General features: G+C 61.4%; 20 protein-coding genes. 14 read left to right on the plus strand and 6 right to left on the minus strand.

Annotation, left to right across the window (positions count from 1 at the left end):
* Positions 1–8 precede the first annotated feature (8 nt).
* Positions 9–1292 (plus strand): O-antigen ligase, encoded by a 1284-nt coding sequence (locus VGO04_RS28655; RefSeq protein WP_327499356.1) that lies wholly within the window; start codon positions 9–11, stop codon positions 1290–1292.
* A 20-nt stretch (positions 1293–1312) separates the two neighbouring features.
* On the plus strand, positions 1313–2314 hold the full coding sequence (locus VGO04_RS28660) for an acyltransferase (RefSeq protein WP_327499471.1): 1002 nt from the start codon (positions 1313–1315) through the stop codon (positions 2312–2314).
* 56 nt (positions 2315–2370) lie between these two features.
* Here VGO04_RS28660 and galE read toward each other — a convergent pair whose 3' ends face one another.
* Positions 2371–3357 carry a UDP-glucose 4-epimerase GalE gene (galE, locus tag VGO04_RS28665; protein ID WP_327499357.1) on the minus strand — a complete coding sequence of 329 codons (987 nt, stop codon included), beginning with the start codon at positions 3355–3357 and terminating at the stop codon, positions 2371–2373.
* 332 nt (positions 3358–3689) lie between these two features.
* Here galE and VGO04_RS28670 point away from each other — a divergent pair, with 332 nt between their 5' ends.
* The 7 genes from VGO04_RS28670 (at position 3690) to VGO04_RS28700 (ending at position 11224) form a co-directional block, all read left to right on the plus strand.
* Complete coding sequence (locus VGO04_RS28670; RefSeq protein ID WP_327499358.1) at positions 3690–5327, plus strand: TIGR04028 family ABC transporter substrate-binding protein; 1638 nt, start codon at positions 3690–3692, stop codon at positions 5325–5327.
* A 65-nt stretch (positions 5328–5392) separates the two neighbouring features.
* Positions 5393–6337, plus strand: a complete 945-nt coding sequence (locus tag VGO04_RS28675) for an ABC transporter permease (protein ID WP_327499359.1) — start codon at positions 5393–5395, stop codon at positions 6335–6337.
* Positions 6334–7215, plus strand: coding sequence for an ABC transporter permease (locus tag VGO04_RS28680; RefSeq protein ID WP_327499360.1), 882 nt, complete (start codon positions 6334–6336; stop codon positions 7213–7215). The genes VGO04_RS28675 and VGO04_RS28680 overlap by 4 nt, the downstream gene beginning before the upstream one ends.
* Entirely contained in the window at positions 7212–8855 is a 1644-nt protein-coding gene (locus VGO04_RS28685; protein ID WP_327499361.1) for an ABC transporter ATP-binding protein, read from the plus strand. Before VGO04_RS28680 ends, VGO04_RS28685 begins: the two co-directional genes overlap by 4 nt.
* A 28-nt stretch (positions 8856–8883) precedes the next feature.
* Positions 8884–9930: a putative FMN-dependent luciferase-like monooxygenase gene (locus VGO04_RS28690; RefSeq protein WP_327499362.1), complete on the plus strand. Its 1047-nt coding sequence runs from the start codon at positions 8884–8886 to the stop codon at positions 9928–9930.
* A 53-nt stretch (positions 9931–9983) separates the two neighbouring features.
* The gene (locus tag VGO04_RS28695) at positions 9984–10601 is read left to right on the plus strand and encodes a CMD domain protein (protein WP_327499363.1); all 618 of its coding nucleotides are present in this window, start codon (positions 9984–9986) and stop codon (positions 10599–10601) included.
* 20 nt (positions 10602–10621) lie between these two features.
* Positions 10622–11224 (plus strand): alkylhydroperoxidase domain protein, encoded by a 603-nt coding sequence (locus tag VGO04_RS28700; RefSeq protein ID WP_327499364.1) that lies wholly within the window; start codon positions 10622–10624, stop codon positions 11222–11224.
* A 406-nt stretch (positions 11225–11630) separates the two neighbouring features.
* Here the strand turns inward: VGO04_RS28700 and VGO04_RS28705 are convergent, their stop codons facing one another.
* From VGO04_RS28705 to VGO04_RS28720, 4 genes are all read right to left on the minus strand, one after another.
* Entirely contained in the window at positions 11631–12671 is a 1041-nt protein-coding gene (locus VGO04_RS28705; RefSeq protein WP_327499365.1) for a porin, read from the minus strand.
* Positions 12672–13167: 496 nt separating this feature from the next.
* Positions 13168–13578: a DUF983 domain-containing protein gene (locus tag VGO04_RS28710; RefSeq protein ID WP_327499366.1), complete on the minus strand. Its 411-nt coding sequence runs from the start codon at positions 13576–13578 to the stop codon at positions 13168–13170.
* 174 nt (positions 13579–13752) lie between these two features.
* A complete protein-coding gene (locus VGO04_RS28715; RefSeq protein ID WP_327499367.1) occupies positions 13753–15150 on the minus strand; it encodes a PLP-dependent aminotransferase family protein in 1398 nt (465 codons plus the stop codon).
* Positions 15151–15249: 99 nt separating this feature from the next.
* Positions 15250–15948: a LysE family translocator gene (locus tag VGO04_RS28720; RefSeq protein WP_327499368.1), complete on the minus strand. Its 699-nt coding sequence runs from the start codon at positions 15946–15948 to the stop codon at positions 15250–15252.
* Between VGO04_RS28720 and VGO04_RS28725 the strand changes: the two genes are divergently transcribed.
* The gene (locus VGO04_RS28725; RefSeq protein ID WP_327499369.1) at positions 15932–16861 is read left to right on the plus strand and encodes a LysR substrate-binding domain-containing protein; all 930 of its coding nucleotides are present in this window, start codon (positions 15932–15934) and stop codon (positions 16859–16861) included. The two genes, VGO04_RS28720 and VGO04_RS28725, sit on opposite strands and share 17 nt — an antisense overlap.
* 235 nt (positions 16862–17096) lie before the next feature.
* Positions 17097–17804, plus strand: a complete 708-nt coding sequence (locus tag VGO04_RS28730) for a pentapeptide repeat-containing protein (RefSeq protein ID WP_327499472.1) — start codon at positions 17097–17099, stop codon at positions 17802–17804.
* Positions 17805–17871: 67 nt separating this feature from the next.
* Here the strand turns inward: VGO04_RS28730 and VGO04_RS28735 are convergent, their stop codons facing one another.
* On the minus strand, positions 17872–18447 hold the full coding sequence (locus VGO04_RS28735; protein ID WP_327499370.1) for a nucleoside 2-deoxyribosyltransferase: 576 nt from the start codon (positions 18445–18447) through the stop codon (positions 17872–17874).
* A 487-nt stretch (positions 18448–18934) separates the two neighbouring features.
* Between VGO04_RS28735 and VGO04_RS28740 the strand changes: the two genes are divergently transcribed.
* Genes VGO04_RS28740 through VGO04_RS28750 form a run of 3 tightly spaced genes read left to right on the plus strand, consistent with a single transcriptional unit; the run spans position 18935 to position 22488 of the window.
* Positions 18935–20497 carry an ABC transporter substrate-binding protein gene (locus VGO04_RS28740; RefSeq protein WP_327499371.1) on the plus strand — a complete coding sequence of 521 codons (1563 nt, stop codon included), beginning with the start codon at positions 18935–18937 and terminating at the stop codon, positions 20495–20497.
* 58 nt (positions 20498–20555) lie between these two features.
* Positions 20556–21527, plus strand: a complete 972-nt coding sequence (locus VGO04_RS28745; RefSeq protein ID WP_327499372.1) for an ABC transporter permease — start codon at positions 20556–20558, stop codon at positions 21525–21527.
* A gap of 10 nt (positions 21528–21537) precedes the next feature.
* Positions 21538–22488 (plus strand): ABC transporter permease, encoded by a 951-nt coding sequence (locus VGO04_RS28750; RefSeq protein ID WP_327499373.1) that lies wholly within the window; start codon positions 21538–21540, stop codon positions 22486–22488.
* The last annotated feature ends 2 nt before the right edge of the window (positions 22489–22490 follow it).

Raw genomic sequence — 22490 nt, forward strand, 5'->3', positions numbered from 1 at the left:
GATCGATCGTGAAGATTGCGAAGGCGAGTTTGATTTCTCCTGACCGCAATGGTGCCTATGGCACCGTTGCAATCGCGCTGTCCTTCTTCGTCTTCGCCTACTCCGCACGGTTCGGGCAGGTATCCATTCTCGTCTATTACGGGCTGTGGCTGCCTCTGGTGTTCGTCGACTACCGCCGTGTGATCGGCAGCTATAACAGCCGTCTCTGGATCCTCGGCTTTGCCCTATTCGCCTGTCTTTCGGTTTTCTGGTCGGCAGCCCCGGCGACAACGGCACGTGCCGGCATCCAGTATTTATCCCATGTCGTCTGCGCCCTGATCGCCATGCGCCTGGTCAGCATCCGAACGTTGGTCCGCGGCGCGGTGGCAGGGACCGGCATCTTGCTCGTCTACTCCCTGCTCTTCGGCGTCTATCACCTCGACCCGCTCGATGGCACCTACAGCTTCGTCGGCGCATTCGCATCCAAGAACCAGCTCGGCTTCTATGCATCACTGGGCATCTATTTCGCCTTCGTGGCACCCATGGCGCTTGGCGAACGGGGCCTGTGGTTCGTGGCTTCGTGCATGGTCGGACTGCTTTCTGCCTATTGTCTCGTCGCGTCACAATCCGCGACGTCCGTGCTGACGACCGCAGTCATCATCGGGATCTGGCTCGGGATGCGCATGGTCGGCTTCCTGTCGCCACGCCATCGAAAGGGCCTGTTCCTCGCGTCGATCGTCTGCGGCTCCATGATCGCGGTCGCGGCTGTCTATGGTGGTGGCATCGACTTTGTGCTTGGCCTCTTCGGCAAGGATTCCACTCTGACCGGGCGTACCTACCTCTGGCAACAGGGGGTCGAAGCTGCCATGGCTTCGCCGCTGGTCGGCGTTGGCTACCAGGCCTATTGGGTTCAGGGATTTTCCGAGCCGGAACGCCTTTGGGAAGAGTTCTATATCGCCACTCGTTCAGGCTTTCATTTCCATAACACCTTCATCGAGGCGATGGTTGAAACCGGCGCGATCGGGCTCGCTTTGCTGTCAGCCGTGCTGCTGGCGACGGTTCTTGGCCACACCAAGCGCCTGCTGACCGAAGACCATGATACCCAGTCCTCCGTGCTGTTCGGTATCGCCGTGCTGCTTCTGATGCGCTCCTTCGTGGAGATCGACATCATGAACCCGTATCACGTTGGTTCGTTCCTGCTCTATTTTGCGGCCGGCAAACTGACCCTGCCGCAAGGTCGAACGAAGCGGCCGGCGGAGGACGTGCCGGTTCGCAGCGCCCCTCGGATGGCGCCACGTATGAGGTACCGGTGAACCGCGGGAACGGGGGCGCCATACCCACAATCTATGGCATCCAGTATCTGCGGGCAGTGGCAGCACTTGGCGTCGTCATCTTTCACGCCGCCGAGCGGACTGGCCATCATTTCGCAATCGGCGCTGCCGGCGTCGACGTCTTCTTTGTCATCAGCGGTTTCATCATGTGGGTGATCAGCGCGCGCCGGCCGATGTCACCGCTGACATTCCTGCGTGATCGCCTCCAGCGCATCGTTCCGATCTATTGGCTCGCGACTGCAGTCATGGTTCTTGGCGGCGTTGCCGGCCTGTTTCCGAACTTGGTCCTGACCACCGGGCACGTTCTTGCCTCCGTGCTGTTTATTCCGATGCACTCCCCGAGCAACGGTGAAATCTGGCCGGTTCTGGTGCAGGGCTGGACGCTGAATTACGAGATGTTCTTCTACGCCGTCTTCGCGTTGATGCTGTTGCTGCCCCGTTCGCGGCGACTGATCGCGATGACGACCGCATTCCTACTTTTGGTTGCAATCGGCCTGCTGTTCGACAGCGACAATGCGCTCTTCATCACCTACACAAGGCCAATTCTTCTTGAGTTTGTGGCCGGCATGATCGTCGCCGAGTTCTGGTTGCGGGGGGGCGTGCCGGGCGCAGTCTTCGGTCTGGCGCTGATTGCGACCGCCGCTGCAGGTTTTGCCGCCCTCGCAGTGCTCGGCCTGCCGTTCGACGAGCTCGTGCTCGGGCCCTTGGCCGTCCTGCTTGTCGTCGGCACGCTGGCGCTCGAGCGAGGCGGCTGGTTCCGCTCGGGTGGACTGGCAATGCTTCTCGGCGACGCGTCCTATTCGATCTATCTCTGGCACGCCTTCGCCATTTCGGTCGTGGTCAAGGTCTGCGGGCTGGCCGGCGTAAGCCCGTTTACGTCGGCGCTACTCGCCGTCGGCGCCGGGACGACTCTTGGCGTTGTCGTTTTTCTGCTGCTCGAAAGGCCTCTGGCAAGACGCCTGCGGTCCCGCTCCTATTCGAAGCCCGCGCAGCGAGCGGGTTGACGCGCTTGAAACGCCCCGGTGCGGCACTTGGCGGCCGCACCGGGTATCACCGAAACTCAGGCGCCGAGGTTGCGGCGCGAATGCCAGTTCCAGGCCGTGCGGGTGATGTCGGTGAGATCGTACTTCGGCACCCAGCCGAGGACATCGCGCGCCTTGTCGTTGTTGGCGACCAGCGTCGTGGAGTCACCCTCGCGACGGTCGACGAGATCGACCTGGAACTCACGTCCGGAAACATCGGCGATCGCCGTCAGCAGTTCCTTGACGGTCGTGCCCGTACCCGTGCCGAGATTGAGTTCGACGCTGTCGCCGCCTGCAAGCAGGTGTTCGACCGCGCGCACATGCGCATCGGCAAGATCGAGCACATGGATGTAGTCGCGCACGCAGGTGCCGTCACGCGTGTCATAGTCGGTTCCGAAGATCTTGAAGCTCTGGCGGCGGCCAAGAGCTGCATCGATCGCAAGCGGGATGGCATGCGTTTCGGGCTCATGCCATTCGCCGATGCGGCCTTCCGGATCCGCACCGGCGGCGTTGAAATAGCGCAGGATTACCGAGCGAAGGCCCTTGTATTGTCCGTAATCCTTCAGCGCCTGCTCGCACACCCACTTGGTGCGGCCATAAGGGTTGATAGGCGCCTGGCGATGCTGTTCGTCGATCGGTACGCTCTCCGGCAAGCCATAGGTGGCGCAGGTCGATGAGAACACGAACGCCTCGACACCAGCGGCAAGGGCAGCCGACAGCAAGGTGAGCGTGCCGATGACGTTGTTGTCGTAGAAAGAGACCGGATCCTTCACGGATTCGCCGACCTCGATCATCGCGGCAAAATGCAGGATGGCGCGGGGCTTGTGGCGGGCAAGTACCTCGTCCAGGCGCTTGCGATCGCGGATGTCGCCTTTTTCAAGCACGCCCCATTTGACGAATTCCTCGTGGCCGTTCGACAGGTTGTCATAGACAACGGGCTCAAACCCCTTGTTGGCGAGTTCGAGGCAGGTGTGCGAGCCAATGTAGCCGGCACCGCCGACCACGAGGACTTTGTTGCTTTCCATGATGCTTACGATCCTTGGGAGGTTCAAAGGAATTGCCGAGATTTTTCAACGGATCATGACAATGTTGTCAATGCCGCGCGCAATCAAGCACGTGTCCGTGTCGCGTGTGTGGCGGTGGTTATCAGTGTGTTTCTTTCCACAAACGCCTTTGCCCCGCACCCACCGAATTCAGTGGGAAAAACACGGGTGGGGACAAATATCTCAGCCGATGCGATGCGCTAGATGCTTCTTTCCATCCGGCCGAAACATATAGCATATTAATTTACTAGATTTAATTGATAACGCCGCCTGCATTCGTACGATAGCCTCCAGATTTTCGAAGGAAGGCACTCATGACGACGAAACTGAAACGGCTGGCTCTCGCACTGGCGACGATCGCAACGTCCGGTCTGGCGCTCCCCGGCGCTCATGCGCAGGCAAATGAACCGGTCAAGGGCGGCACGCTGATCTACCTGGAACAGCAGGCACACACCAACCTCTACCCGCCGGCCGGCGGCTTCTATCCGAACGGCGGCATCCTCAACCAGATCACGGACAAGCTGACCTATCAGAACCCGAAGACGCTCGAGATCGAGCCGTGGATCGCCGAGTCCTGGACGGTCAACGCGGATGCGACGGCATATACGTTCAAGATCCGGCCGGGTGTCACGTTCTCGGATGGCACGCCGCTCGACGCAGCCGCCGTCGCCAGGAATTATGATGTCTTCGGACTTGGCAACAAGGCACTGAAGCAACCGGTTTCCGAAGTCATCAACAATTACGAGCGCAGCGAAGTGATCGATCCGCTGACCGTAAAATTCTACTTCAAGAAACCGTCTCCGGGCTTCCTGCAGGGTACGTCGGTCATCGGATCCGGCCTTGTTGCTGCGAGCACGCTTGCACTTCCGTTCGAACAGCTCGGCGACGCGACGAAGATCATCGGCTCCGGTCCCTTCGTCGTGGAGAGTGAAACGATCGGCAAGGAACTGAACCTCAAGGCGCGAGAGGAATACAATTGGGGTCCGGCAAAGCTTGAACATCAAGGCCGTGCCTATCTCGACGGCGTCAAGTATATCATTACCGGCGAAGATAGTGTGCGGATCGGCGCGCTGCTCGCAGGGCAAGCGGACTTCATCCGGCAGGTGCAGGCCTATGACGAGAGCCAAGTCGAGGCCCAGGATTACCAGATCTACGCTCCGTCGACGCGCGGCGTGAACAACAGCGTCGTCTTCCGTCCGGACAACCCGTTGGTGGCCGACGTGAAAGTGCGTCAGGCGCTGCTGCATGCGACCGACGCCAAGGAGATCGTAACGACGCTGTTCTCGGCCAACTACCCGCAGGCGACATCGATCATCGCGTCGTCAGCACTCGGCTACAAGGATGTTTCGGCCAAGCTCGCCTTCGATCTTGAAAAGGCGAAAGCCCTGCTCGACGAGGCCGGCTGGTCGGTCGGCGCAAATGGTCTCCGTCAAAAGGGCGGCAGGGAACTGGTGCTGACGGCGTACGAGTCGCTGCCGCAACCGCAGAACAAGGAAACGCTGCAACTGGTCGCGCAGCAATGGGGCAAGGTCGGCGTGAAGCTGAGCGTGCTCGCCGGCGACAGCGGCAGCAAGACTGTCGACGATCTCGATCCGCTGAAGACGCCGGTGTCGCCGGCCATGGTCGGTCGAGCCGACCCGGATGTCATCAAGAGCCAGTACTATCCGAAGAACCGAGACATGCTGCGCCAGAAGGGCGGGCTCAGCGACAAGGTGCAGAGCTTCGTCGACGAAAAGCTGAACGGTCTGCTCGAAGCCTTGGCCTCGGAGCCGGATCGGCAGAAGCGGTTGGCGATTGCCGGCGAAATCCAGGACTACGTGGTCGACCAGGCCTACGCGATCCCGATCTTCGAGGAGCCGCAGGCCTATGCCGGAGCTCCCTATGTCCAGGGTGTCGCGTTCGAGGCTGTTGGCCGGCCGAGCTTCTACAGCACCTGGCTTGCAGAACACTGATCGATCCGGCGGCCGCCGCAATCAGGCGGCCGCCATTCCTGAAATCCGCCGCAGAGGAACGGATCATGTCCGCCTATTTGCTCAATCGTGTCGCGCAGGCCCTATTTGTCCTGTGGGCGGCCTTCACGGTCTCATTCGTCCTTCTGCAGGCGATGCCCGGCGACGCGGTCCTCATCAAGTTCCAGAACCCCGACCTTGGCCTAACCGCCGCGCAGGTTGCCGAAATCCGCGCGTCCTACGCCGTCGATAGCCCGTTCGTGGTGCAATACGTGCGCACGATCGGCAAATTTCTGACCGGTGATTTTGGCTATTCGGTTCAGGCCGGCGTTCCGGTTGGTACCCTGCTTGCTGCGCATCTGCCCGCGACACTGAAACTTGCGACCCTCGGTTTCCTCCTGGCCGGCGTTCTGGCGATCCTCATTGCATTTGTCTCCAGCCTCACCCGTTTCGCCTGGCTGCGTGGCGCGTTGCAATCGATCCCGTCGCTCTTCATTTCGGTCCCGACGTTCTGGCTCGGGATCATGCTGATCCAAATATTCTCTTTCCGCCTCAAGCTTGTACCGGTCATCAATCCTGCTCCGTGGCAGGAATTGATTCTGCCCGTCATGGCGCTCGCCGTGCCGATCTCGGCACCACTTGCCCAGGTGCTGGTGCGCAATATCGACGACGTGATGACGCGCCCCTTCGTCGTCGTCGCGCGCGCGAAAGGCGCGACACGGTTCTGGGTGCTCTGGCGGCACGTGGCCAAGAACGCTCTTCTGCCGACGCTGACCATTGCCGGCGTGCTCTTCGGTGAACTCGTTGCCGGAGCCGTCGTGACCGAAACCGTCTTCGGGCTGAACGGCATCGGCGGCCTCACCGAGCGCGCCGTCGGCAGCCAGGACACGGCAGTGCTTCAAGCCATTGTCGTGATTTCGGCGCTCGCCTTCGTGATCATCAATCTTGTCGTGGACCTCCTCTATCCGGTGCTCGATCCACGCCTCAGGACAAAAGCTGGAGTTGCCGCATGACAACGTTCGATACGCTTCACAACGAAGCTGCCGCGGATGCGAACCGGCAAGGCGGATGGCGAGCAGACACGGCAACGCGTTTGCGCCGCGCGCCTTTAGGGCTGGCTCTGTCCTGGCTTATCCTCGGCATAGCGCTCCTTTGGGCCGTCGCGCCATCGCTTTTTACCGGCTACAACCCGATTGAAGGCATCGGTGGCGCGCAGCTGAAACGGCCCGGCGCCGAACATCTGCTTGGCACCGACGCCCTCGGTAGGGACCTCTACGCGCGCATCGTTTATGGCGCTGTCCACTCGCTGACTGGCGCCTTCGTCGCTGTCGGACTTGGTCTCGTGGTCGGCACTGGCCTTGGCGTGCTTGCCGGCTCGGTCCGACGTCGCTTTGACGATGCGATCATGCGCGTCGTCGACGTACTCCTGTCGATACCGCCGCTGCTGCTGTCGCTCAGCATCATCATCCTGCTTGGCTTCGGCACGGTAAACGCCGCGATTGCGGTTGGCGTCACTTCGGTTGCAGGCTTTGCCCGGCTCGCACGTGCCGAGGTCGTGCGTGTTCGCCGCAGTGACTATGTCGAAGCTGCATTCGGCAGCGGCGGCACATTTGCTTCGGTTCTATGGCGCCATGTCCTGCCGAACTCGCTGACGTCTGTTCTCGCCTTCGCGTCGCTGCAATTTGGATCAGCCGTGCTGCAGATCTCCACGCTCGGCTTTCTCGGCTACGGCGCGCCGCCGCCGACGCCGGAATGGGGTCTGCTGATCGCAGAGGGCCGCAACTATATCTCGACGGCCTGGTGGCTGACAACTGCCCCGGGCGTCATCGTGGTGGTCGTCGTGCTCGCCGCCAATCGCGTCAGCCAATCGTTCGGAAAGGCGCCAGCATGACTGTGGTACTTGAATCGCTTCCCCCGGTCCTTGAGGTCGAAGGTCTTTCCATCGCCTATCGCGACGGTCAGGCCGAGAGGCGCGCCGTGCACGATGTGTCGTTTCGCATCAACCCCGGCGAAGTCGTGGCGCTCGTCGGCGAATCCGGTTCCGGCAAGACGACGACCGCGCAATCGATCATGGGACTGCTTGCGGCGAACGGCCGGGTTGAGAGTGGCAGCATCAGGCTTAACGGCACCGATATCGCCCGCTGGTCGGACCGCCAGCTGGACACGGTGCGCGGCGCAAAGATCAGCCTCGTGCCGCAGGATCCCGGAAGTTCGCTAAACCCGGTCAAGACCATCGGCGCCCAGCTTGGCGAGATCTTTCGGATCCATGGCGCTTTGCGCTCAGAGGAAATCGATCACCGCGTCATTTCGCTTCTTGCCCGCGTCGGCCTGAGCGAGCCTGCGCTGCGGGCGCAGCAATATCCGCACGAACTCTCAGGCGGCATGCGCCAGCGCGTCTTGATCGCGATCGCCATCGCCCTGAAACCGCAGCTGATCATTGCCGATGAGCCGACGAGCGCACTCGACGTCACCGTGCAAAAGCGCATTCTCGATCTCATCGACGAATTGCGGACCGAATATGGAACATCCGTGCTTCTCGTCACCCACGATCTCGGTGTCGCGGCCGACCGCGCTGACCGGATCGTCGTGCTGCAAAAGGGCCGGATCCAGGAGCAGGGGGCAACGGCTGCCGTTCTCTCTGCACCGCGCAGCCCCTATACGCGGCAGCTGCTCGCGGACGCACCGTCCTTCACGGCGCCATCCAGATTGCCGGCTGTGGCACGCTTGCCGGATAGCCGCGCTGAGGACGATGTCGTGGTCGTCGAAGGCCTGGTCCGCGAATTCCTACGGGACGGCGGTCGCGAGCGCCTTCGCGCGGTGGACGACGTGAGCTTTCGCGTCCGCCGCGGTACGACCCATGCAATCGTCGGCGAGTCCGGCTCCGGCAAGACGACAACGATGCGTAGCATTGTCGGCTTCGACAGGCCGACCGCAGGACGGATCGAGGTCGACGGTACCGAGATCTCCGGCCTGAAGGGCGAGGATCTTCGGCAATTTCGCCGCAAGATCCAGCTCGTCTATCAAAATCCCTACGGCTCCCTCGATCCGCGCCAGAGCGTGTTGCAAATCGTCTCCGAACCGCTTTTGAACTTCTCGCGGCTTACCCGCGCCGAGCGCGACGAGAAAGCCAGGGCGATCCTCGCGCGGGTCGGGTTGCCCGCAGACGCGCTGCTGCGTCGGCCGCATGCACTTTCCGGCGGCCAGCGCCAGCGCGTCGCGATCGCGAGGGCTCTCGTTCTCGATCCGCAAGTGGTCGTTCTGGACGAGGCTGTGTCCGCCCTCGACGTCAGCGTCCAGGCGCGCATCCTCGACCTGCTCGACGAGCTTCAGAGTGACCTCGGCCTCACCTACCTTTTCGTCTCCCACGACCTCGCCGTCGTCCGCCAGATCTCCGACACCGTGTCGGTTCTGAAGGATGGGCGCCTTGTCGAAGGTGGGGCGGTTTCCGAGGTCTTCGAAGCTCCGCGCAGCGAATACACCCGCGAATTGATCAACGCCATCCCCGGACAAACGCGCCGCGCTGCGGCCTGACGCGCTGGAACCACAAACAGGACTGACTATGACAGAGACGATCCCACGCAAGCGCCTCGGCTTCTTCACACGGCTGCTCGACGACGTTCCGCCGGGCACGCGTTACTACTATGCCAAGGAGCAGATCGTGACGGCCGAGCGTTTCGGCTTCGATACGGCCTGGGTGGCCCAGCATCACTTTCACGCCGACGAAGGCGGTTTGCCCGCTCCCTTGGTGTTCCTCGCCCATGTCGCGGCCGAGACGACGCGCATCCGTCTTGGCACCGGCGTTATTACGCTTCCGCTGGAAAACCCGATCCGGGTTGCCGAAGATGCTGCCGTTTTCGATCTGCTGTCCGGCGGGCGGCTGGAAGTCGGCTTCGGAACCGGCGGAACGCCGTCGTCGTTTACCGCTTTCGGCCTGGAAAGCGCCGACCGCGGTGCAGTTTTTGGCCGACATCTGCAAACCGTCCTCGATGCCTGGGCGGGGCGGGGGCTTGCCGGCGGCGATCGCCTCTATCCCACAGCACCGCAATTGCTCAACCGCATCTGGCAGGCGACCTTCTCGGTCGCGGGCGGCGAACGCGCAGGCCGGGCGGGCGACGGCCTGATGCTGTCGCGAACACAGCCGCGCCCGGACGATAAGCCGAACGCGTCTCTGGCAGACCTGCAGAACCCGATCATCGACGCCTATCTGCACGCACTCCCGTCGGCACGGGCGCCACGCATTCTCGGTTCACGAAGTCTGTTTGTTGCAGACAGTCGCGCAGAAGCGCTGCGGCTTGCGGAGGTTGGGCTTGTCCGCGGGGCCGAGCGCCTGATTGCCGCCGGCCACAGGGTCAACGGTACCTCTCTCGCCGATCTGATTGCCGCCTTCGACGTACACGTCGGAACGGTGGACGACGTCATCGAAAGCCTCAGCGCCGATGAGACGCTGGAGCGGGTCACCGATCTGGTGTTCCAAGTCCATTCCATCGATCCGCCGCACCCGTTGATCCTGCGATCGATTGAGCTCATCGCGACCAAGGTCGCGCCGGCGCTTGGCTGGGCACCGCAGGAAAAATTCCATGCGCGCCGTTTCGGGGCCGTCGGTTGAGATCGGATCCAGCCGGATCTTTGCACATTGCCATCTACCAAAGGAGACGAAGCATGACCCTCGCGTCACCCGATGTCATCGACCTGCTCAGCGGCATCTCGCCGGGCTCAGCACTCGACCGCATCCGCGCCCAACGGCCGGAAACCCGCGAACAGGCGCAGAAGAGCTATCTTGCACTGTTTCAACCGGAGGAGTTCGGTGACGTATCGCTCACGGAACGACACGCCGTGGCGAGTTTTGTTGCCGGCCTTCATCGTCAGCCCGACGTCTTTGATTTCTACGTGAACACGCTTGAGGAAAGTGTCGCCGGTCGCTGGCTCGTCGAACTGCTGAAGGCGGAGATCGGGGCGGGGCGGGCAACCGGTCCCTATGGCAGCTACCCGGATGGCCCCTTGAGCACCGAGAATGTGGCTGGACCGATTTACAAGGTCTCGGCGGCCAGCCGCGAGGCGCTCGGCCCCAAGCTTACGGCCGCTTTCGAGCATGCCCATCTGTTGGTTTTCCGCCTGCGCGAAGCAAATCCCCAGGCCCTTCAAGTCTTGCTGGACGCCGGCTGGACAACGAGTGGCATCGTTACCCTGTCGCAGCTGGTTTCCTTCGTTGCGTTTCAGATTCGCGTGATTGCCGGTCTTTCCCTGCTGGCGACAGCAACGAAGCGCGCGGCAGCGTAAGATTTAAAGAGGATTTGTGAATGACCGAACGTGCCATTACCCCCACAGTCGCCAATCCGCCGGTTGCCTTTACCCAGGATGAAATCGGCTGGACGCCATGGCTGCCCCCCTTGGGCGAGGACGACCTGACCGAGCGGCACCTCAAGGGGCTGGTCGAGGCCGCGCGTGCAAAGTCGCCATATTTCCGCCTGCTGGTGCGCGATCCGGAAGTGCTTGAGGCGCGCACGAAGACGGACAAGGACATCTTCTACAACACCCGCTCGGGCCTGCCGCGTGCGGAGCGTGAACTCGCGGCGACGGCAGCATCGCGGTTCAACGGTTGCATCTTCTGCGCGTCCGTTCATTCGCGTTTCGCCACGCATCACTCCAAGCGGGGCGAAGACGTGCAAAGACTGCTCGACGAAGGCGTTGACGCCGACCTCGGCGAGCGCTGGAATGCGATCGTCGCCGCGTCGGTCGCATTGACAGCGACGCCGCCCGTCTTCACCGAGGACCATATCGCCCGGTTGGCGGCCGCCGGCCTGGACGAACTGGAGATTGCCGACGTCATCCACGGAGCAGCGTTCTTCAACTGGGCAAACCGGTTGATGCTGTCGCTGGGCGAACCAACACCGGCTAGCTAGCCGTAACCGCGACCTGCCACAGACTTGGTTCTGGCAATAGAGATGCCCGCGACTCGAAAGAAGTGGCGGGCTTTTTGCGTGCGCTTGCGAAAGGTCGACCCGGGTAGGCGACGCGACCCATCGCACGCGTCAGCGCCGATTACCCGCCATGCCACCATTGTGACCGCCGTCACCCCTGGCCCTAGGCTGGTTCTGAGGCGAGACGTTTCCACTTGGGTTACGGTCTTTGATACGGCCGGACCGGTGATCACGGACGTGAGGCACCAGATCGGCGTGCTCAGAACTAGATTGCGCGGACCGCAAGAAATTCAACGCAAGCAATCTCAAGCCATTTACCTTACTAGCATAAGAAAAACCCGCAGCTTCGGAAGAAGCTGCGGGTTTCCTTCATCCGACTATCGTCAGATTAGAAGTTACGCTGCAGACGTACGAAGCCCGAAACGTAGTCGCGGTCGGTCGTAGCCGTCAGGTCTTCCTGGTTGTACTGAACCGAAACGCGGGTCGCGAGACCTTCGGTGATCGCGTAGTCGAGCGTCACGCCAGCGCGCCACTTGTCGAGACCGCTGTCGAAGGTGTTGCCGACGCGCAGATCGCTCCAGTACTGACCGCCGGGGGTGATCTTCAGCTTGTCGGTTGCCTTGAAGGCGTACGAAGCAGCAACGGTCCACTCGGAAGCGTTCCAGTAAGCGTTCGGGTCGGAAGCCCAGACGCCAGCAACCTGGAGCGTGCCCGGGCCGAGGTCAGCCGAGAGCAGAGCGCGGATTGCGCCTTCTTCAACTTCCGTGTCGTAACCGCCGAGCAGGTCGAAGGAAACGCCGCCGAGCGAAGCCGAAACGATGGCTTCAACGCCAACGCCGTTCGACTTGGTCGAGGTGCCTTCGAGTTCGTCAACCGCGATACCGGCCTGGAACGAACCAGCGTCGTAGAGGTAGGCGATCGAGTTGAATTCGGTGACGTTGCCGATCGAGTCGGATTCGCCGTTCAGGCCCTTATCCCACCAGCTGTAGAAGAAGCCGGCCTTGAGGCCACCCAGCTGGATGTAGGCTTCATCAACGTCGATGCGGCTGTCGCCAGCGTCGGTGTCGTTGTCGGCGTTGAACTCAGCAGCGAAGAAGCCGGTGAGCGTGCCGTACTCGGTGTCGCTCTTGGCGTCGAACGAGATGTAAGCGCGCGAGAAGGAATCCCAGTCAGACGTGCCGGCGTTGCCCCAGCCCTGACGGCCGTTGACTTCGTTCGGACCGAAGGAGGTCTGGAAGCGGATGAAGCCGCCGATCTTGAGGCAGGTTTCGGTGCCCGGGATGTAGAAGTAGCCAGTGCCGAAAGCGTCGCAAACGCGAACGTATTCCATGGGCTCCGGCTCGGCTGCGACGATTGCGTCAGCTGCCTGGGCGCCGGAAACTGCTGCGAGAGCAGCAGCGGAGCCGAGAAGAAGGCTTTTGATATTCATGCGATCGATCTCTCTTTTGTTATCAAGGTCAACAAGGCACGCCCCCTGGTGTCCCCCCAGAGATTTATCGGCTACCTCGCTCGCGCTGCTACGAAATGAACCGGCAACGATGACTCGCAGCGGGCAGCGGCCACACCGCTAGCATAAAAAACACGACAGTCATGCAACAAACGCGCTTCGGCGATTTACTGGCGACAATTGCAATAAATTGTTGCGAAATCGCAACACGCATATATTTCTAAAATAAAAAACACTAAAAAAAGAAAGTAATAAATCCGAACAATATTAAATGCGAAGTTCCTGTATGACGATTTTCTCCCGAATAAATCTTCACAGTTTGCGCGTTGACGCCAGATATTCTTTATCCTACGTAGGGCTGCCTTTGAGAAGAAAGGCTTCCGGTGAAGGCGCCGTCAACTATCAACAGTTGGCGGCGCTATTGTTTTTAAGGGGTATGGTGACGGCGAGTGGATCGGCATGAGGGCCGAAGCAGGCCTTACTGTGTTGTTGTGACAGTAGTATCAACGTTGCGCCTGACGACCTTGCCTTCTTCGGCCTTGTAGAAGAACTGACTCGAGACCAGCCAGCCCTTCAAGGGGCGAAGTGGCGGAATACAGGTCAACAACATGAAGGGGCCGGTGACGAGCAGATGCACCCAAAGCGGTGCACTGTATTGGACCTCGAGCCAGACGCCGAGAAAAACACTCGGCACGCAAGCAAAGCAGATCACGAAGAATGCGGGGCCGTCTGCCGGGTCAGCGAAGGAATAGTCGAGGCCACAGACTTCGCACTCCGCACGCATCTTCAAGAATCCGCTGAACAGGTGTCCCTGCCCGCACCGCGGGCACCGGCCGCGCAGACCGGTTTGCATGGGCGAGATCGGCGGCCATTCGTTATCCGAAGACATTTTCGTTCCTTTCAGGCGTCCTGCTTGGCGCTCGAAACGGCGCCGACAATGCCTGGATCCGCGGCAGCCTTTGCACTGCGCCGCCCCAGGCCTGTTCAGATTAGGCGCTGAAAAACATACATTGTCAATTTATTGTATGCATACATTGCTGCGACAATTTCGCCCAGACGTCACTCAGACGACGAGGCTGGAGGCAATTGGGGACTGGCCGATGAGGTCGGTGATCGTCAAAAGACTGCGCCGCAGGTCTGGGTGCGTTTTCGGCGCACCAAGGCCGATGCGCACAGCCTCCGGCGGCACGCCGAGCGCGAACGCGTCACTCGCCACGACGCTGATACCGGCCGCCTGCAGCCGTGCGTTCAATTCGCCGCGCGTCCACGGATGCGGCAGTTGCAGCCAGACGTGAAACGCATGCGGATCCGTCCGCGCAACGTTGGTGGCGAGAAGTTCGGCGGCAATCTGTTGTCGCGCCGCAGTCTCGCGGCGGATCTCCGCAAGAACGGCGTCCGCCGTGCCGTCCTCTATCCAGCGTGCAGCGACTGCCGCCGCGAGCGGCGAGGCCATGCCGACGGTCGCGCGGATTGCGCCCTCCATCTGGACCGGACTGCGGCTATCCGGGACAACGAGATAGGCGATGCGCAGGGCGGGTGACAGGCATTTGGCAAGGCCCCCGACATAGTAGACGAGATCGGGCGCAAGTGCGGCCAGCGGCGGCGGCGCCAGTTTTGGAAGCGCGCCATACGCATCGTCTTCGATGATTGGAACACCATGCCGCCTTGCAATCGCGACGATCGCGTGGCGCCTTTCGATGGAAAGTGTCGTCGTTGTCGGATTGTGAAGCGTCGGATTGCAATAGAGCGCTTTCGGCGTCTCTCGTGTGCATAGCTCCTCAAACGCTTCTGGAATAGGGCCTTCGCCATCCATGGCAATGCCTTGAAGCCTGATGCCGAGATGCGCCGCAAGTGCGCGCAGTCCTGGATAGGTGATCGCCTCGGCACAGATCGTCTCGCCCGCTTTTGCCAGGCTGCTGGCGATCGCAAGCAGCGCCCCTTGCGCGCCGGCGCACACCACCACACGCTCCAACGGAAGATGACCGAGGCGGGGCTTGAGCCATTCGACACCGGCAGCGCGATTGTGCATTGAACCGCCGGGCGCCTGATAACGCATCAGGAGCTCAAGCCCATGATCGGATTGCAATGCCGCCATGTCGTCCCAGAGCTTCGCGGCCAGTGCGGGATCGTTGATGAGCGGCGGCAGGTTCATGCTCATGTCGACGATGCCGCCGGTTGTCAAGCGCGCGGCTCGTGGCCGCCGGGCCCTGACATACGTCCCTTGACCGACCCGACCTTCGACAAGGCCACGATGTCGCGCCTCATTGTAGGCACGGCTGACCGTGGTGAAGTCTATGCCGAGCGCACCCGCAAGCGCGCGCTGTGGCGGCAAGCGCATGCCTTCGGAAAGGCGCCCTTCGCTGATATCTGCGGCAATGGCATCGGCGATGGCGATATAGAGCGGCCCGTCAGATTTTCGGATCGAGGGCTGCCAAGAAATTTCAGTTCGCGCATCCGCCATAGCAATACCTCAAATCTTCATTGTATGGATATTGCATGTTTTTCGGATGCTGAGCAAGTGCTACCCATAAAACGAAGCGGCCTGCGACGAAACGACGTCCTATCGCGTGAGGTTCGCCGTAGCCAGCAGCACGCCGAAGCCCACGAGCAGCGCGCCAAAGGCGCGATCGATCCAATGGCGCAGGTCGAGCAGGCGGAGCCGCACCGCACCTGACGAAAAGAACACCGCAACCACGGTGAACCAAATCACGTGAGCCGCCGCGATAAAGGCGCCATAGCCGATCTGTATGGACAGGGCCGTCGTTGGTTCGACGACCTGCATGAAAAGGCTGACGACAAAGACCGTTGTCTTCGGATTGAGCGCGTTGGTGAAAAACCCCATGCGCAATGCACCGAGATCGGAAATCGCAGTGACCTCTGTCGCAGCGAGTTGTCCGGCCGGCTTTGCGCGCAACATTTTCGTTCCAAGCCAGATCAGATAGACGGCGCCGACCAGTTTCAGGATATCGAACAGCAGGACCGATTGCCGGATGACAAGACCGACCCCAAGCAGGGTGTAGGTGACGTGAACACAGACGCCCGCTCCGATTCCAAGGGCAGTCAACACGCCGGCTCGCCGGGACAGCAGCAGGCTGTTTCGGGTCACCATCGCAAAATCGGGGCCGGGGCTGATCACAGCGATGATTGTAATGGTGACTACAGCTAACAGTTCCGTCATTGTCTTTCTCGCTCGCCATCTCGGATGGCGCCTTAATAATGCAGTCGCGAGGCGGCGAATAACGATGATTTCTGACGACATCAGTGATCTCAGATCACAGATCGACACGATACGACTTCCGCCGCTGGCGGCGCTACGCTGCTTCGAGGCCGCAGCCAGGCTGGAGAGCTTCAGTCGCGCTGCGGACGTCCTGCATTTGACGCATGGAGCAGTCAGCCGGGCGGTACGGCTGATCGAGGACGATTTGGGGGTCGCGCTGTTTGAGCGGCGCAACCGTCGCGTCTTTCTCACGCCCGTCGGCCGGACACTCGCTCAGGCGGTGCGCGAGGGGTTCGGACTGGTCGAAACTGCCGTACGCGATATCAGGGCACAGACGCAGGCACCTGCGTTGGTGGTCTCCTGCGAGCCGACCCTTTTGATGCGTTGGCTTATTCCGAGGCTCGCGGACTTTCAAAGGCGGCATCCGGATCTTGGCGTACACCTGGTCGCCGGGGGCGGGCCGGTGACGTTGGGGCGTGGCATCGATCTTGCCATTCGGCGCGACGATTTCGCGCGGCCAGAAGGCATTCATGCGATCCCGCTATTTCGAGAGCGAATCGGGCCGGTGTGCCGGGCCGACAGGGTCGCAGCGTGGTTCGATCACGTCGATGCAGGAGGGCCGGCCACGCTGCGCAAGGACGCCGTTCTTCTGCACACGCACACTCGCCCGGACGCCTGGGAGACGTGGACCCGTCTCACGGGGGCCCGCATGCGCGGGCACCAGGCCCAGAGTTTCGAGCATTTCTACATCAGCCTCCAGGCGGCGATCGCCGGTATCGGAGTCGCGATCGGTCCGTGGCAGCTCGTCCGCGATGAAATCGACAATGGTATCCTTGCGGCGCCGCTGGGTTTTGTCGAAGACGGTTCGGCCTACCATCTGCTTTCTCCGGTCGCCATTGGTGCGCACTGGCCACAGGCGCTGCTGCTCGAGTGGCTGGTGACGGCCGCGATGTGAAACGACGCGTTTTCATTTCTGTTATTTGCATAAAGAGCTGCAACGTCATACGTTTACCTCAGACGCACGTTGCAACCGGCGATGCCGATCGTCGAACGAGGTGTGGTCCATCTGAAATGCCATTGATCAGACCTTTGGGTCCCGGAGTGCCGCCATGAACATCCTCAAGACAGATCTCGACCGTGGACGGAACGCGCCATGCCAGCCCGCTTTCACGCAGAAGAGAACCCTGACGATGATGGGGCGCACGATGGCAGGCTTGCTGCTACCGGCGGTCGCCGCCTGCCTTGTCTCGCTGATGACGCCAACAGCCGGGCATGCAGCAAGCTGCAAGGATTCGGCCGTGGCCGGCGCCGACTGGGCCGACTGCAACAAGAAAGCGCTTATGCTCGGCGGCAGCGACCTTCAAGGCGCCAATCTCGTCAACACGGATTTCACTCTGACGGATCTGCGCGGCGCAAATCTGACGAACGCCAACCTGGAAAAAGCAACGCTCGTGCGCTCTTCGATAGCCGGGGCCACCGCCAACGGTGCGAATTTCTCAAAGATCGAGGCCTATCGCTGCAACTTCGCTGACATCGCCGCTGAGAAGGCCAATTTCGTCAACTCTGAACTGCAGCGCGCCAACTTCAGTGGCGCGACGCTGACCGGGGCGAGCTTTGAGAAGGCCGAACTCGGCCGGGCAAACTTCGACAAGGCGGAACTGACCGGAACCCGGTTCACGCACGCCAATCTTTCGCGGGCCGATCTGACCAATACCAGCTTTACCGGCCCGATTGATTTTCAGGGCGCCTTCATGTTCCTGACGCGCATTGAGGGTGTGAACCTGTCGGAGGCCACCGGATTGGAACAGGAGCAGGTCGACATGACCTGTGGCGACGGCTCGACCAAGCTGCCGGCAGGTCTTAATGCACCAGCCGGTTGGCCGTGCCCCACAGATTGAGGCTCATTGCGGCAGCAGAGGTCTATTAGGCCTCTAGGTCACAGTGAAATCGCGGAACGACGGAGCCTCAGCTCAGGTGTCGTTTCGCGGCGATTGCCAGGCACTCCTTGAAGGCTTCAAGGTCTGTCAGGCGGCTTGCCTCCGGCACCTCACGCTGCACCAGCGTTCCCTCGCGCCTCAGCACGCCACCATCCAGCATGAGGTTGTCGGCCATGTCGAAGTCCTCGATGCTGAGCCCGTCGGGACCAGCCATCCGGTCGTCCGGGCGCAACTGAGCATTGCCACGATAGTGGTCGTTCAGGATGCGCTCATAATAGCTGCGTGCGGTGTTGGTGTAGGCGTAGACGTGCTTGCCGCGGCCGCACATGAAGCCGAGCTCGAACACGGTCCCGACATCGGCACTGATGCCGCGAAACGGCGTCAGGTTGGCAATGATCATGTCCGACGCCAGCATCATGCCTTCGTCGACCGCATAGATCGCCAGACCACGCTCGTGTTTGGTGCGCGCCGGCGGGATCTCGAGATCGCCCGGAACCAGCGGCGTGAAGCCGGCAGCGCGCGCGAGTGCCGCCTTCGCCTTCTGAATTTCGGCCGCATTGGACAAAAAGACTTCCGGGCCTGCGAGATAGACTTTCACGCTCATTCCTCCTTGCGACGTGAGGAGGCAATCTAGGAGAGCGCCGCAGCCTCGCCTAGACGTCCAGGGCTTCTTGCCCATGGATTTTTCGGCGGCAGCAATTGGGTCAATCAGACGCCCCGCAAGATCGACTTCGTGGACACGTGTCGGCGGAATGATCCGCCGCACATCTTCGGACGCGAAGAATTCGCCTTCCACTTCTCAAGTGCCGGCAGTCCAAGCCTTTTTGGCCGCACGCGCGATCCGGCCCCTATGGGCTCGGACCAACCATTTTTCGCCCATAGATTGTAGTTTCACGCCTGATCCTGCACCCGGCTTCGCCGCCGCCCGGGCGAGCATTTTTCAATCGCATTCGATTTTAAACAATCATGCATACAAAATTGTCGACAAAATAGTTGACATTGTCAGCGGCAGCTTCAAATCTAGGGCCACTTGCTCACGAGCGATCGCCGTCGCCGGGGTAGGGCGACTGACGAAAAACAGAGGGAACGACATGAAATTGAGAAAGCATCTCCTGGCCGGGTTGGCATTGACCTTCCTCGCATCCGCCGCATCCGCCGAAACGCTGCGCTGGGGAAGCCCGCGGGATATCTTCTCGCTTGACCCGTACTCCTACGGCAGCACCTCGAACCTGGCTTTCCTGAACCACGTCTACGAGGGCCTGACGCGATATACGCCGGAGTTCAAGGTCGAACCGGCACTCGCCACCAGCTGGGAAATGGTTTCTGACAAGGTCTGGCGCTTCCATCTGCGCAAGGGCGTAAAGTTCCAGAACGGCGCCGATTTCACCGCTGACGACGTCGTTGCCTCCATGGCCCGCGTCAGCCACCCGACCTCGCCGCTGCGCGGCAACATCCCGGCCTATGTCTCGACCACCAAGGTCGACGACTACACGGTCGACATCGCGGTCAATTCGCCGAACCCGTTGTTCCTCAACGACATGACCAACATCTTCATGTTCGACAAGGACTGGCTGGTCGACAACAAGTCCGAGCTTCCGACCGACGTTGGCGCAAAGGTCGAAGGTTTTGCGACCTACAACACCAATGGCACCGGCCCGTTCAAGGTCGAGTCCAGGGTCCCTGACAGCAAGACCGTGCTCGTCAAGAACGACGGCTGGTGGGATACGCCCAAGCACAACCTCGACCGAATCGAGTTCATGCCGATCACCTCGGCCGCAACCCGCGTCGCAGCGCTGCTTTCCGGCGAAATCGACCTGACCGATGGCGCCCCCGTGCAGGATCTCGAGCGCCTGAAAAGCGCGCCGGACCTCAAGGTGGTCGAGCGCACCGACCTGCGCACGGTCCACATGGTCTTCAACCGCCACGAGACGTTCGCCGACGGCCGCGAGAATTTCTTCAACAACATCAAGGTACGCCAGGCGATTGATCACGCAATCGACCGTCAGCTCATCTTCAAGCGGGTGATGCGCGGCAAGTCGCATGTCGCTGGCACGATGGTAGCGCCGGAAATCCCCGGCTACAGCGCCGAACTCGACGTGCCGACGACTTATGATCCGGAACTCTCCAAGAAGCTGCTTGAAGAGGCAGGTGCCGTTGGCAAGGAGTTCACGCTCGTCTGCATGAACGACGAGAGCGTCAACGAGGAAGATGTGTGCAGTGCGCTGGTCTCGATGCTTTCACGCGTCGGCCTGAAGCCGACCCTCGACATCGGCCCGCGCGCCGTGCAGGCACCGAAGCGCGCCGGCGGCAAGTCCGACGCCTACATGATCGGCTGGGCCAACGAGCCGACGCTCGATGCCTATTCGATCCTGGTGCAGGTGCTCTCGACCCGCGAAGGTGCGGCCGGTGTTGCCAACTACGGCGGCTGGTCCTATCCGGAACTCGACGCCATGGTGAAAAAGGCCGCGCTCGAGATGGACCACGATAAGCGCCTGGCGATCGAAACCGAAGCGCTGAAATTCGCCAAGGACGAGGTTATCATGATCCCGTTGCACCAGCAGCCGATGGCCTGGGCGATGTCCAAGAACGTCACGGATGTGACCATTCGGGCCGACAACAAGCCGCGACACTGGCTGACCCGTATCGGCGATTGAGTTTCCTTGCCCCGGCAGAGTTCGCTCTGCCGGGCCTTCTCATTCAGCGAGAAACCCAATGATTGTCTTTCTCATCAAGCGGCTGGCCAACGCCGTGCTGGTCATGCTCGCCGTAGCATTGCTCGCCTTCCTGATCTTCCGGTTTGCCGGTGATCCGGTGGAGCTGATGGCCAACGAGCAGATGTCGCAGGCCGACCGTATCGAACTGCGCGAAAAGCTTGGGCTCAACGATCCGTTCGTGACCCAGTTCGGCCGTTTCGTCGTCAATGCCGCACAGGGCGACTTCGGCATCAGCTATCGCAACGGCCAGGACGTGATGAAGCTTATTGCCGAACGCTTCCCGGCGACCATGGAACTGGCGCTTGTCGCAACCATCCTGTCGCTGCTGATCGGTATTCCGCTCGGCGTCATCACGGCGATCCATCGAGGGCGATGGTATTCCGAGGGGCTGCAGTTTGTCAGCATTATCGGCGTCTCCTTGCCGAGCTTCGTCGTCGGTATCCTCTTGATCCTGGTCTTTGCAGTCACCTTCGGCCTCGTGCCCGCCTTCGGACGCGGTGATGTCGTGCAACTCGGCTGGTGGAGCACCGGTCTGTTGACGGCTTCCGGCCGCGCATCGTTGCTCCTGCCGTCTCTGGCACTCGCCCTCTACCAGATCACCCTGGTGATGCGGCTCGTGCGCGCCGAGATGATGGAGGTGCTGCGCTCCGACTTCGTCAAGTTTGCGCGCGCCCGCGGTGTCCCGCGCTGGCGCATCTACTTCCGCCATGCGCTCCGCAACTGTCTGATGCCGGTCGTCACCATGACGGCGATGAACTTCGGCTCGTTGATCGCGTTCGCGCTGATCACCGAAACCGTTTTCCAATGGCCGGGCATGGGCATGCTCTTCATCCAGGCGGTGACCTTCCTCGATATGCCTGTCATGGCGGGGTATCTCTGCATCGTCTCCTTCATCTTCGTCACGCTCAACACGCTCGTCGACATCGCCTATGCGGTCATCGACCCGCGTCTGCGCGATGCCACCCGCTGAGGTCGCTGCCATGACAGATCACGTCCAGCAAACCACGCCGCCGCGCCAGCCTTCCAGGCTTGCCCGCTTTCGCCAGAGTGACCTCTGGTGGTCCTTCACCCACAAGCCCTCGGCGATCATCGGCGCGATCTTGCTGGCCTTCCTGATCGTGACCGCTTTCGCCGCGCCCCTGATTGCCCCGCAAAACCCCTTCGATCCGGCCCAGCTCGAACTCTGGAATTCAGAACTGCCGCCGATCTGGGAGGTCGATGGTCAGTGGCCCTACGTGCTCGGCACGGACACGCAAGGCCGCGACATGCTCTCGGCGATCCTCTACGGCTCGCGCATCTCGATCCTGATCGGCGTCGCCTCGGTTGCGCTGTCGCTTGCGGTCGGCCTCAGCCTCGGCCTGGTCGCGGGCTATTTCGGCCGCTTCGTCGACAACCTCCTGATGCGCATCGGCGATGTCCTTCTGTCGATCCCGACCATCCTGATCGCCATCCTCGTCAGTGCCGTTGCGCGTCAGATGCTGCCGCCGGAACTGCGGGACGTCGGCTCGGCCGCCGTGCTCGTGCTGGCGATCACGCTCAGCGCCTGGGTGCAATATGCCCGCACCGTACGCGCCCAGACGATCGTCGAGCGCGGCAAGGAATATGTGCAGGCCGCCCGGCTTCTGAAGACGCCGGCACGGCGCATCATGTTGAAGCACATCCTGCCCAACACGCTGACGCCGATCATGGTCGCCGCCACGCTGAACTTCGGCATGGCGATCCTGACGGAGGCAACGCTCTCCTTCCTCGGTATCGGCATGCCGCCGAGCCAGCCGAGCCTGGGAACGTTGATCCGCCTCGGCAACCAGTTCCTGTTTTCGGGCATCTGGTGGGTCGTGCTCTTCCCCGTCGTCCAGCTTTGCCTTCTCGTGGTCTCGGTCAACCTGCTCGGTGACTGGCTGCGCGATGCGCTCAATCCGAAATTGAGGTGAAT

Source organism: Ensifer sp. (genome assembly GCF_035999185.1).
Taxonomy (GTDB): Bacteria; Pseudomonadota; Alphaproteobacteria; order Rhizobiales; family Rhizobiaceae; genus Ensifer.